Consider the following 12,766-nt stretch of genomic DNA (forward strand, 5'->3'; position numbering starts at 1 on the left):
AGGTATTTAGCGTTTTTTATTACTCTGAAAGAAAGAAGGATATAAAAGAAATGAAGTTATTACAAGACAAAATTATGCAAGAGGGTAAAGTATTATCTTCATCCGTATTAAAAGTTGATTCATTTTTAAACCATCAAATTGATCCAATATTAATGAAGGAAATTGGGCATGAATTCGCAAACCGTTTCTCTGATCAAGTGATTACAAAGATTTTAACAATAGAATCTTCAGGTATTGCACCATCTGTTATGTTAGGGTTAGAAATTGGCGCGCCTGTCGTGTTTGCTCGTAAACGCAAATCGTTAACACTTTCAGATAACCTTTATTCATCAAAGGTACATTCGTTTACAAAAAATGAAACAAATGAGATCTCTGTATCACGTAATTTCTTAAATGAGGACGATAATATTTTAATTGTTGATGATTTCTTAGCAAATGGTGAAGCTGTCAAAGGCTTACTAGATATTGCTGCACAAGCTGGTGCGCATGTTGTGGGTGTGGGCATCGTTATTGAAAAGGGCTTCCAAGATGGTGGAAAATTATTGCGTGAGCAGGGAGTTCGCGTTGAGTCATTAGCGATTGTAGACTCTCTTGAAGATGGCAATGTAACATTTGCTACGGAGGCTCGCTCGTAATGAATACCTTTAAATCAACTGCGCTAGCGATTCAACATTTACTTGCGATGTATGCTGGAGCCATTTTAGTGCCACTGATTATTGGTGGAGCAATTGGCTTTGATTCAACACAAATGACGTATTTAGTAGCAATTGATATTATGATGTGCGGGATTGCAACACTTTTACAGGTATATTCAGGTAAATTCATCGGGATTGGCTTACCTGTAGTACTTGGCTGTACATTCACAGCAGTAAGTCCAATTATTGCGATCGGCACCAATCCAGAGCAAGGTATTACAGATATTTATGGTTCTATTATTGCCTCTGGTGTAATTGTAATGATTATTGCGGGCTTCTTCGGCAAGCTTGTGAAATTCTTCCCTCCAGTAGTAACTGGATCCGTTGTTTCGATTATCGGTATTTCCTTATTACCAGTAGCTTTAAACAATATGGCAGGTGGACAAGGTGCTGAGGATTTTGCTTCTGCTTCTAATGTGGCATTAGCGTTTATTACATTAATCATTATTTTAATCGTGTATCGTTTTTCTACAGGTTTTGTTCGTGCGATTTCTATTCTGATTGGATTAGTAGTAGGTACCGTTTTAGGTGCATTCATGGACAAAGTGGATTTCACGCCAGTAGCGGATGCTAATGTATTTCACATGGTACAACCTTTCTACTTTGGCATGCCAACATTTGATGTAACGGCAATTATCACCATGACACTTGTAGCAATGGTATCTTTAGTAGAGTCATCTGGTGTCTATTTTGCACTAAGTGATATTTGTAATAAAAAATTAGATTCAAAGGATTTAGCTCGCGGCTATCGTTCAGAAGGTCTAGCTTCAGTAATCGGTGGTATTTTCAATGCCTTTCCTTACACAACATTCTCACAAAACGTGGGACTTACGCGTATGTCAGGCGTTAAGGACCGTAAAGTCATTTACATCACTGGTGGATTATTAGTAGCACTTGGCTTCCTACCGAAAATCGCAGCGTTAACAACGATTATTCCAACATCCGTACTAGGTGCAGCGATGCTTGCGATGTTCGGAATGGTGATTACACAAGGTATGGGGATGCTTGTACCAGTTATGAATGAGTCAGCTGAGAATGCGATGATTGCTGCGATTGCAGTAAGTTTAGGGGTCGGTGTATCAGTCGTTCCTGGCATTTTTGATGCACTACCAGAAAAAGTGTCTATTTTAACATCCAACGGTATCGTCTGTGGTTCTGTCACAGCGATTATCCTTAATATTTTATTCAATATGATTGGGCCTAAGCATAAGCAAGACCCGATGCATGGTGAAGTATAAAGGGAAAATTAAATAACTTTCATCTAAATACCCCACATGTTTTGATGAAAAGAACGTTGTAAAGTCGCCTATCTTTTGGCTATTAATTTAGTTGAAAGTAGGTGGCTTTTTTGTATGCGTAAAAGATTATTCTTTAGAAGAACAAGCTAAATTGAAATTCAGGTTATTAAGTTTTTTCTTATTTTTATTCTGCCAAAAAGGGGAAAGAAGTTAGAAAAGTATACTTCATAACTTATGATGAGCACTATATATTTTTTGTTCAATGGTTAGAGCTCTTGAATATAAAATAACTAAAGAAATGAAATAGTAGTCGCAAAATTGACATCAGACGTATTCGGAAGAAATTTAACTTTTTGTAATTGGATTAATTTGATATATGAATTAATTGTGAAAATTGGGAAAAAGTAATATTTACCATTTATGTAAAATGGATTATAATAATATTTGTGATACATATTATGAAAATGGAGGTATTAATTTACATGTTAAAAAAACTTATATTAGGTGCAACAACAGTAGGATTGTCTTTAGGGATTGCTGCCAATGCAAATGCAGAAGAACCTATTGAAACTAATTTACCACATCAAGGGAATACAGTGATTAGCATAGATCTTCCTATTACTACTTTTAGTAATCAAATATATGAAAGAGTTTTTGAGCTGTATCCTAAAAGCCAGTATCAGATGGCAGCAGATACTCCTAAAACAAAATTTGTGTATAAACAACTAAATAATGGAAATAAATACGGAGGAACACTAAGCAAAGAAACCACAACCATTGAACACGGTGGCGTAAATGGTGACTATTGGAAAGTCTGGTATTCTGGTATGCTATCAAGATATCTTGATTAGTTTTTAGTAAGAGGCTGGGACAAAACTAGCTGATATTCAAGATAAAAGGGAAATCGATGTTGTTCGATTTCCCTTTTTACTTATTTGACTAAGTTTTTTGATTTTCTTTACCTCATTTCTTGATTAATGGCAATATATTTCCGAACTGCCATTAATGCTAAACGTATTTCGTTTTCAACCTTCGATTTTCCTCGTATTAAAAACCGAATGGAACTCAAATTAGCCTTTAAGAATCCAAAAACTGGGTCCGCATCGACTTTGCGTTTTCGATAGATGGCACTCGTTTTCTCTTCCGAAAGCTTGACTCTAACATATTCTTTTTGCTGTTTCCATTTTTCATTCACCATGATTTTCTAATTGGTGCCTTCCTTTGCTTTTGTACAAGATGAACGGAATGAACATCCTAAACAGTCTTCTCATGAACGTACGTTGAAAGCATGTACAATATTCCGTACAGATGGATATTCCAATTCTAGACGTTTCTGATGTTGGGTTATGTCCCAGTCTCTTTTTGATCGTATTCATAATATTGTGAGTGACCTGAAGTAATAACATCCTATTTTCGAAAATTAAGCTATAAAAATGTGACATTTCATGCTAATGGATTATGGAGCTGGCGAGAGTCGAGATTTTCACCCTCCATTTCCTATCATTTCTGAACATTGTTTTTTACAATTAAATAAAAAATCCTTTTAGCAGTCTAGTACTTACTTCAAGATAATATGGAAATACGCTAAATTTATTTTTATTGATACTTGTATCAATAGCACTACTTTCCCTTGTTTACATATAATCATCATTATTAATTATTTTACTCACTTTAAAATGATTTTTTCTTTCGAATCTGTTTCATACCATTGGTCAAACAAGAACCACTTTCCAAAAATATATAAATTTGTGTCTAAGTGCGATTAACATATCTCATAAGCAATACTTAGGTAGTATTATATCGCGCAATTAGTTTAGAAGAGCACTTTTAAAGCAATGCCATCTGCAATGTTTAAAATTAGGTTATAAGGGGAATTTAAAAATGAGGATGGTTTTTAATAGAATGTAATTCTCTCTTTCAACATACACTTATATATAACTACTCTGAGAAAGGTCTAGTACAAATGCAAAGTATCGTTTTAATATTAATTCTTCAATTAGTTTATGTACCTTTTTTAACATTGCGAACAATATTTTTGGTAAAGAATATTACATTCCTTGCTGCGATATTTGGTATGCTGGAGATGTTAGTGTATGTATTTGGCCTTTCACTCGTTTTTAGTGGGAAGCAAAGCATGTTATCTATGGTTGTCTATGCAGTTGGATTTGGATTAGGTATATTTTTAGGAGCAAAAATAGAACGTAAGCTAGCGATAGGCTATGTTTATACAACCATTAATACGCAAAATAAGAATGAAGAGCTTGTGAAATTTCTTCGTAACGAAGGGTTTGCAGTCACGATTTATATCGGAGAAGGGCGAGATAGTAATCGCTATAAATATGAAATTTTAACGAAGAGAAATCGTGAAGGGGAGCTCTTTCAAATAGTAGAGCAATTTGAGCCGAATGCCTTTATTATCTCGTATGAGCCTAAATCATTTAAGGGCGGCTTTTTACTTGCTCGTATGAAGGCTAAGCAAAAATAATTTAATAAGGAAGGACCTCTGCTAAATGCCGAGGTCCTTTTTTAGGATGTTAATTAAATTTTGTTTCTACCCAGTCTTTAAATAAACTAAAGTCTGTGTAGACAATTTCCTTGTAGCTCATGGCTTGTAAAATTGTATGCTCTATAAATACATCAAGCTCTTTGTCGATTGCTTTCAAAATCTCCTCCTCACTGTGATAGGTAAAAACATGAGAATAATCGATATCAGCTCGTGCATGTATTTTAGCAGCAATTTTCCCCATAAGTGATGTTGTAATAAAGTAATCCTCTACATCCTTATAGTTTTTAGGCTTAATCTTCTTTTTATAAGGAGAACGTTCACGAATATAAAATTCCTGTCCATTCATCGTGATAAAGGCTAAATGTGGGTCCTCTAAATGGTGCATAGCTTTTTGAGTTCCGACTACACGTGCTCCCTGATGCTCATAATGAGCCCAAAATAGTTCCTGATAAGGGAGGAAGTAGGCAGGAATTGCTGTGCGTACCTCTTTCATTTCTAACACTAAATCCTCGACTCCTGACGCACCTTTTTCGTCTTCCACTAAAATATAGTAACGTTTTAAACCGATGGAAGCTGTACCAGAGCCATACTTATAAGCTATGTCCCTAATTTTATATGTAGATAGTGCGTTTGAAATGGCGCTGTATTCTTCACTAGTAACAGGTTGAATTTCTTCATTCCATAAGAAGGCACGCTGACCATCCTCATTTACATACGAAATATCCTGTAAAAAATGAGATCGCTGGCGTTTATCAAGCTTTTTCAATAATCTCTTTGCTGGTCCCTTTGTATTGTCCTTTGTGAACATCAAGGTTAAAGGATTATCCTGCTTACGCTGGAATCGTTTTAGCTGATCTATGTAGCTACGGAGAAAATACTGAATAGCCGTTTCCTGAGTTGTCTTATGTAAGCCTTGTTCTTCTAAATAGAGCGCAATACTGACGCTCATGCGAATAATATCATATAAATAAGAGCCGACATAGCCCTCATCGAAATCATTAACATCAAAAACAATCTCGCCTGCCTCATTTTGAAAAGCACCGAAGTTATCCATATGCATATCACCTTGAATCCAAGTTGGCTTTCTATCAGGAGTATGGAAGATTGAGGCGGATTTTGTCATATCAAAATAAAATAGATAGGCACTTCCGCGGAAAAAGCGGAATGGGCTTTCTAGCATTTTGCGATATTTCTCCAGGCGCTGTGCCACTGTTAATGTCATTCGTTGTACATCAAATTCTTCAAAGATTGTTTCTAATTGTTCTTGTCTTAAAAAAGTTCTAGTATGTTTAACTTGTTCCAATAAAGCATGCTCCATACAATAATCCCCTTTGTTAAATCAAAATTTACCTGTATATACGAAAAATAATTGAATAGGTTTCGAAGAAATTTAGCAAATGTTCTCGATAAAAATGGTTATACATCTAAGGGTATTTCATAACATGTTCGATAACCTATTTTCATACTATAAGACATGCTTAATCACGGAGGGGGGTTATATGTATTTCTTTACAAAAGGTCTTGTCATTATAGTAGGAAGTATTTCATTGTCGTTAGGAATTAATTTATTTTTAACGCCATATGAAATTTTAGATGGGGGAGTAGTAGGGTTAGCGCTTATATTACATTATCTATATAAGCTCAAAATCGGTTTAATGATCATTATTATTAGTATTCCTATTTTTATTATTGCTTGGTTTAAATATAGAGCCTATTTTTACAATAGTATACACGGCTTAATAGCATCTTCCGTAATTATTGATTTGTTAAAGCCTGTGCGAAATCTTGTCCAAATGGATGCGCTTTACAGTGCCATTTTTGGAGGTATACTTGTCGGCTTCGGCATTGGTCTGATGCTGCGTTTTCAGACAAGCACAGGGGGGACAGACTTAATCGCTCAATTTATCTGTGACAAGACAGGTATCAATGTTGGAATATTAATATTTTTTATTGATTCCATTGTTATTGTTATAGGAGGCTTCCTACTATCCACATCGACCTTCCTATTATCCATTATTACCGTATTGGTAGTAGGCATTACGACAAGTGTTATTACTAGTCGAAGTCGAGTATCAGGAACGTAAAAATAGTCCCAGTATAAAACTGAAACTATTTTGGCGTCTGATTATCAAGTGTTTTCATTAGCTTCTTTTTAGGATGTGCTGGTTTGATCTCTGCAATGAGTATAGCTAGTAAAATAAGTACTGCACCTACGACCATGCGACTTGTTAAGATTTCATGCAAAAAGATGACGGATAACACCATACCGAAAAAGGATTCAGTCGATAGGATAATCGCAGCTTTAGTAGCAGTTGTATATTGATTGGCTACATTTTGGAAGAGGTAAGCAATTGTCGTAGAAAAAATACCTAGGTAAATAATCGAATAGATTGCTTCTTTTTCGAATGATGTCGGGATATCCCCTTGGCTAATGACGACTAGAACACCTATAAAGGATGCCGTGAGAAATTGAATAATGGTAAGAGCAATGGCATCTTCTTTTTGAACAAAAAGATTAGTATAAAAGATATCAAAGGCAAAAGCAACGGCACATGCTAAAGAAAGTGCATCCCCAACATTCATTGTTAATGAGCCTTGTAGTGATAAAAAGCCGATTCCTGCAATCGCAATTAGGGAACCAATGATTTCATAGCCGTCAATGCGGCGTTTATAAACCGCATAGGCTATTAAAGGAACAATAATGACATTCACTGCGGTTAAAAAGGCATTTTTAGACGGTGTTGTATATTGGAGTCCAACGGTTTGAAGGGCGAATGCTATATACAGAATTGTACCTAATAAAGCTCCCTTCCAAATAACAGATTTCGAAGCTTTTTTTAATCGAGAACCAAATAAAACCAATAATATAATGGAAGCTAATAAAAATCTACCAGCCATCACTTGATAAACTGTTAAATATTCTAAGGCAATAGCTGTTATAACAAATCCACTACCCCACACGATTGCAGTAATCAATAGCATGCCATCAGCTATGTAAGTTTTCATGTTTTCTTCCTCCTGACTTCAATAGAATAGCATAGGAGTGAGGAAAAGAATTTGATTTTATTTCTAAATATTCAGGCGTTTTTTGTACTTATTCCAAAGCGATTACTCAAAACCTACCTTGCTATGTAATAAGTACAATTTAACGGCTGCAGCTAAGTGTTCATAAAAAACATAATCATTATCTGTCGGTGCTACTAAATGACGTATTTTAGCCATACGATAGCGAATTGTATTAGGATGACAAAATTGTGCTACGGCAACTTCCTTAATATTTCCTTTTTTTACGATATAGGTTATGGCAGTTTCCATTAAATCGGGATCAGCCTTATCATCAAGTAAAGGAGCTAAAAAAGAAGTAACATAATCCATCGCAAATATAGGATCTTTACGATACAACTCAATTAATAAACGATCCGATGCGAGATGCTTATAATGAAGGCTAGGCAGCATGTCAATCTCAGCTAATATACTGGCAAAGAAGGCTTCGCGTAAAGCAGTAGGGAAGCCAGTTTGAGTATCGTAGCTACTGCTATAGCCAAAAGTGATCTTTTCCGTTGGGATGGCATATAATGCTAACCATTCATGTAACACCTTGTCAAATTGAAACAGCTGGGATGGATGTGTCATGATGATAAAAAGGCTCTGCTTATAGGAACAAATCAGACCTGATTTAAGTAGTGGCTCTAACGAAAAAATAGCTTGCATCCAGTTATGGTGAGATGTGTCACTTGCTCGTAAAGTTACTACAAATACATATTTTTCAAAGGGTCTATTGAGCTGCTGTAAAATGGATTTGATTTGCTCTTGTGTAGTATCTTCCTCCATTAATCTCCGTAAGATCGTTTCTAAAAAGAATGAATAATCCTGTGTTTTAGCGTAGGCCATTGTTTCTAAAATAATCTTCTCAAAAAACTCATCTCCACCAAATCTTAAAATAGGAAAATCTTGTTCCTCTGCATAAGTCAAAACCTCTTCAGGTAAATCTCTGAAAATAACAGGCTTATAAGCTAAGGCACTCGCCCCGAGCTCCACTAGATTTTTTACTGCATTTAATAAATACTCAGGCTTTTGTTTGGCAAATAATAAACTACTTAATACAACGCTGTTGGGCGTGAAAATTGTATCTCGCACATGGTGTATGTCTGGTGAAAATTCAAAGTCTAAAATCTCTACATTTTGAACAGCTTTATGCAAACCGTTGTGGCCAGCGACAACGGTGAAATTCTTTGTAATGGGTAATTGTAAAAATTTTTCTACATTCATAAACGGACCATTGCCTTTCTTGTAGTAAGGTACTAACTTCTATTATAAATTTACTTGTTCATAAAAAACCATTTGTATTCATGCAAATGGATATCCACCACAAAAAAATCTGCTCATTCAGCGGTAAACCGTGAAGTGAGCAGATTTCAGTACTTATCGTTTAAATGTTAGCAAAAATATTTGGCTTTCTATTTCTCAGTGGATTCGTTTGCTCAACGGCATACCCTACATTTAAAATGCGTCCTTCTTTAAAGGCAGGGCCAATAATTTGTAGCCCTATTGGTAAATTCCCTTTAAAGCCACAAGGAACGGAAAGGGCAGGTAAGCCAGTTAAGTTGCTAGGGCCTGTAAAGCGAATAATATTATCAATTAAATCCACTTTTTGACCATTTAACTCTGCGAAATCATCACCAATTGTATTAGCCACAACAGGTAGAGTAGGGGTAATAAGCACATCTACCTTATTAAAAATCTCTGTAAACTCCTGTTTGATTTGACGACGTACCTGTTGTGCCTGTAAGTAATTGACTGCAGAAGGCAATTCACCGAGCTCAAAGAGTAGGCGTATATCGTCACCAAAATCTTGTGGTCGCTCTTGTAAATCGGAATGGTGTATAGCTGCCGCCTCCGAAAGGGACGTCACAAGCTCTGCCCATTCTGCATATTGTAATGAAGGAATTCGCACTACTTCCACTTTCGCACCTTGATCTACTAAGTTTTGAATACTTGCTCGAACAGCTTTTTCAATATCAGCATCCACATTTTTAAAGAAGTATTCTTCATTGATACCAATCACTAAATCCTTGATATTGCCAGAAAGCTGCTGCACGTAGTTGTCTGTTGGAACGTCAATGCAAGTAGGGTCTCGATGATCAAAGCCAGAAATGACTTCAAGCAAGCCTGCTGCATCCTTTACTGTCTTTGTCATTGGGCCAATATGGTCTAAACTCCAAGCGAGTGGGTAACAGCCATATTTACTTACACGACCGTGTGTAGGTTTTAAACCAACAATGCCACAAGCAGAGGATGGAATTCGAATGGAACCAGCTGTATCCGTTCCTAATGAAGCAACACTGGCCCCTGCTGCAACAGCCGCCCCAGAGCCGCCGCTAGAACCGCCAGGGATTTTATCTAAATCCCATGGGTTGCGAACAGGTCCGTAATGAGGATTGTTATTGGTAATTCCCCAAGCATATTCATGCATGCTTAGTTTTCCAGTGAAAATTACACCAGCGTCACGAAGTTTTTCAACCACTGTCGCATCATAATCAGAAACGAAGTCCTTATGAATTTTTGAGGACATCGTTGTTATCTTATCTTTGAAATACAAGTTATCTTTTAAGGCCATCGGAATCCCATGATACATGCCTTTATAGTGGCCTTGGAGAATTTCCTGTTCCACTTCTTTTGCCTTTGCTAAAGCTTCTTCCCTGTAAAAGGCCATATAGGAATTAATTTTAGGCTGACTTTCCTCAGCAAAATCTAAAATCGCCTTCGTTAATTCCACGGGAGATAGTGTCTTCGATGCAAGTAAGGGTGCCAACTCTTCAACGGATTTTAAATGTAAATCAGTTGTCAATATGATCACCTCCAGGAATACTACGTACCGCGATATCTGCATCATCAATCGCAATACCTTCTAAATTGCTACGAAGTGACTGCATGCCCTCCCAGCGTGTTTTTAATAGTTCAAGGTGTTCAGGTTTCGGTGTAATTCCTTTGTTCTCCAATAATTGTTGAATAGACAAGCTCATTAACAGGATCCTCCCTTGAATAATTTTTATATCTAAATAGGTTTCCCTATTAAGATCGATAAGGTAAAAACGCAAAATATTATAATAGGTAATATAAACCTATTATTACAATCATACACTAACAATAATTTATATCAAATAAATTATTTGTAATATATTTAATATTATGAAATATTTACTACGCTAATAAACGGTCAAAGTCTAGTGTGTGTGCTTGCTCTTTTTACATACGATTCACAGTCTATTTACAATCAAAGCGTACAATGAACCATAATAACCAATTGAAGAGGTGCAAGAATGGAGTCTGCTGTGGGGCAAAATATAAAAACTAGTAATATATTTTCTTTTTTAAAATATTTATATGGGCAACATCAAAGCAATACGTTATATATGAAACGTTTAAAAGCATTGAAACAAATTATTCAGCATAACGATTTACATACATATTTTCAACCTATTGTAGATTTACAGTCAAAACAAACGATGGGATTTGAAGCATTAAACCGTCCAGTTTCCTCAGCATTATTTAATAGTGTCGACCAGTTTTATGAGTTTGTTGGACAAACAGATTGTGTATTTTTATTTGAATGTTTTTGTCGAAATCTTTCCTTACAACGATTTAAGGAACGTATGCCTAACGATTTGGCGAATAAAAACTTCTTAGTCTTTCTTAATATACATCCAAATGTATTAGTAGATAAAAATTACCATTGTGGAGAAACACTGCAATTGCTAAAGGAACTTGGCATTAAACCGCAGCAAGTCGTGTTTGAATTAACTGAGCGTAGTGCCGTGATAGATTTTGTAGAGTTTGAGCGTGTATTATCACATTATCGATCACAGGGCTATCGCATAGCAGTGGACGATGTAGGCTCAGGCTATAATAGTTTAAAAACACTCATTTATTTAAAGCCAGAATTCATTAAATTAGACCGTTCCTTAATTCAATTTATCGATCAAAACAGCGAACAGCAACAACTCGTTACCTTATTAATGAAGTATGCCGAGCAAGCTAACACTAAAATGATTGCTGAAGGGATTGAGCGACAAGAAGAGCTGGCGTATCTGCATCATATTGGCATTCACTATGCACAAGGTTATGCAATAGGGAAGCCCGCAAAGGAAATACAATTGGGGAAAATAAGGGTGGGTGACAATGAAGATAGGGGAAGTCATTGAAAAGGTTCCATGTATTGATGAATTTGTGAAAAATAAAGAAGTAGATGTACTTTTTACAAGTAATCCTTCATTGCGTAGTATTGTTGTCGTTCGGGATGAAAAACCAATTGGACATATTACACGCACACATTTCTATCAAAAAATAGGTACTCAATATGGCTATCATTTATTTATGGGACGGCAAAATCAACTTATCATTAAAGAAAATCCTTTAATAGTAGATCGCTATACTCCAATCACTGAGGTTAGTACACTAGCGATGTCTAGACCTCCTGAAGACTTATATGATGATATCATTGTGACGAAAAATGACTTATATGACGGAATGGTTAGCATTCGTGAGTTACTGTTAAAGCTTGTTGATACACAAGTAGCTATCGCCAGTTTTTTAAATCCGTTAAGTAGTCTTCCAGGCAATACATTAATCGATGAAAAGCTAGAGGAAGCATTACAGCTAGCACACTATAGTTTGATCTATTTTGATTTAGATCATTTTAAATCCTACAATGACACATATGGCTTTAATAAAGGGGATAAAATTTTACGTTATTTAACAGATATACTAAAAAGATATATCTGTGGGGCGGAAGATTTTTTAGGGCATATTGGTGGCGACGATTTTGTTGCCATCCTTCCGCATTATGAAATAGAAAAGATTTGTCAGAAGATCATAGATGACTTTGATGCCAATATTTTAAGCTTTTATGAGCTAGAGGATTTAGTGTATGTGCAGGTAGCTAATAGAGCGGGTGAGCTAGGTACTCTAACATGTACATCCTTATCCATTGCCGTTATTACGAATGAATATCAGTATTTTAACTCCGTCGAACAATTATCCAATGCGGTCACACACGTGAAAAAGCAGTGTAAAAAAATTGCAGGCAGCTGTTACCTTATCAACGAACAAAAAACCTACTTCGTTCATTAAACGATGTAGGTTTTTCATGTTGTTGAAAAAAGATCATGTCAAAGGCAGAAAAAGCAACTTTGCAAGGTGAGAGGTTGATTTCCGTTCCGCCAGCGCCCTTTCCAGGGGGCGTCCGATGAGCCGCTTCACTCACTTACGCTCGCTCCAGGGTCTCATCTGTGACGCTAAATCCCCTAGGAGTGACGCTGGCTCCACTC

At 36.1% G+C, this 12,766-nt stretch carries 12 protein-coding genes and 1 pseudogene; 7 read left to right on the top strand and 6 right to left on the bottom strand.

The window, feature by feature from the left end; genetic code table 11:
- Positions 1 to 50: 50 nt before the first annotated feature.
- The 3 genes from MHI22_RS17555 (at position 51) to MHI22_RS17565 (ending at position 2,784) form a co-directional block, all read left to right on the top strand.
- The gene (locus tag MHI22_RS17555; RefSeq protein ID WP_058845212.1) at positions 51 to 635 is read left to right on the top strand and encodes a xanthine phosphoribosyltransferase; all 585 of its coding nucleotides are present in this window, start codon (positions 51 to 53) and stop codon (positions 633 to 635) included.
- Entirely contained in the window at positions 635 to 1,933 is a 1,299-nt protein-coding gene (locus MHI22_RS17560) for a nucleobase:cation symporter-2 family protein (protein ID WP_036121997.1), read from the top strand. Before MHI22_RS17555 ends, MHI22_RS17560 begins: the two co-directional genes overlap by 1 nt.
- A 482-nt stretch (positions 1,934 to 2,415) precedes the next feature.
- The gene (locus MHI22_RS17565; RefSeq protein WP_058845213.1) at positions 2,416 to 2,784 is read left to right on the top strand and encodes a hypothetical protein; all 369 of its coding nucleotides are present in this window, start codon (positions 2,416 to 2,418) and stop codon (positions 2,782 to 2,784) included.
- A gap of 128 nt (positions 2,785 to 2,912) precedes the next feature.
- Here the strand turns inward: MHI22_RS17565 and MHI22_RS17570 are convergent.
- Positions 2,913 to 3,200, bottom strand: a pseudogene (locus MHI22_RS17570) (transposase); the annotation flags it as partial.
- Positions 3,201 to 3,896: 696 nt separating this feature from the next.
- On the opposite strand from MHI22_RS17570, the gene MHI22_RS17575 reads away from it, so the two are divergent.
- Positions 3,897 to 4,418: a DUF2179 domain-containing protein gene (locus MHI22_RS17575; RefSeq protein ID WP_004227692.1), complete on the top strand. Its 522-nt coding sequence runs from the start codon at positions 3,897 to 3,899 to the stop codon at positions 4,416 to 4,418.
- Between the two features lie 49 nt (positions 4,419 to 4,467).
- Here the strand turns inward: MHI22_RS17575 and MHI22_RS17580 are convergent, their stop codons facing one another.
- Positions 4,468 to 5,757: a DUF2252 domain-containing protein gene (locus MHI22_RS17580; RefSeq protein WP_340812425.1), complete on the bottom strand. Its 1,290-nt coding sequence runs from the start codon at positions 5,755 to 5,757 to the stop codon at positions 4,468 to 4,470.
- Positions 5,758 to 5,938: 181 nt separating this feature from the next.
- Here MHI22_RS17580 and MHI22_RS17585 point away from each other — a divergent pair, with 181 nt between their 5' ends.
- Positions 5,939 to 6,523, top strand: coding sequence for a YitT family protein (locus MHI22_RS17585; protein WP_340812426.1), 585 nt, complete (start codon positions 5,939 to 5,941; stop codon positions 6,521 to 6,523).
- Between the two features lie 25 nt (positions 6,524 to 6,548).
- On the opposite strand, the gene MHI22_RS17590 is transcribed toward MHI22_RS17585, so the two are convergent.
- From MHI22_RS17590 to MHI22_RS17605, 4 genes are all read right to left on the bottom strand, one after another.
- Positions 6,549 to 7,445, bottom strand: coding sequence for a DMT family transporter (locus MHI22_RS17590; protein WP_340812427.1), 897 nt, complete (start codon positions 7,443 to 7,445; stop codon positions 6,549 to 6,551).
- A 102-nt stretch (positions 7,446 to 7,547) separates the two neighbouring features.
- On the bottom strand, positions 7,548 to 8,708 hold the full coding sequence (locus MHI22_RS17595; RefSeq protein ID WP_340812428.1) for a PucR family transcriptional regulator: 1,161 nt from the start codon (positions 8,706 to 8,708) through the stop codon (positions 7,548 to 7,550).
- A 160-nt stretch (positions 8,709 to 8,868) separates the two neighbouring features.
- Entirely contained in the window at positions 8,869 to 10,287 is a 1,419-nt protein-coding gene (locus tag MHI22_RS17600; RefSeq protein WP_340812429.1) for an amidase, read from the bottom strand.
- Positions 10,277 to 10,462 carry a hypothetical protein gene (locus tag MHI22_RS17605; protein ID WP_009373346.1) on the bottom strand — a complete coding sequence of 62 codons (186 nt, stop codon included), beginning with the start codon at positions 10,460 to 10,462 and terminating at the stop codon, positions 10,277 to 10,279. Before MHI22_RS17605 ends, MHI22_RS17600 begins: the two co-directional genes overlap by 11 nt.
- A 297-nt stretch (positions 10,463 to 10,759) precedes the next feature.
- Between MHI22_RS17605 and MHI22_RS17610 the strand changes: the two genes are divergently transcribed.
- Complete coding sequence (locus MHI22_RS17610) at positions 10,760 to 11,641, top strand: EAL domain-containing protein (RefSeq protein ID WP_340812430.1); 882 nt, start codon at positions 10,760 to 10,762, stop codon at positions 11,639 to 11,641.
- Positions 11,619 to 12,569: a GGDEF domain-containing protein gene (locus MHI22_RS17615; protein WP_058845218.1), complete on the top strand. Its 951-nt coding sequence runs from the start codon at positions 11,619 to 11,621 to the stop codon at positions 12,567 to 12,569. The genes MHI22_RS17610 and MHI22_RS17615 overlap by 23 nt, the downstream gene beginning before the upstream one ends.
- Positions 12,570 to 12,766: the final 197 nt, after the last annotated feature.

The sequence above is a fragment of the Lysinibacillus sp. FSL L8-0312 genome (assembly GCF_038003285.1).
GTDB lineage: Bacteria > Bacillota > Bacilli > Bacillales_A > Planococcaceae > Lysinibacillus > Lysinibacillus fusiformis_D.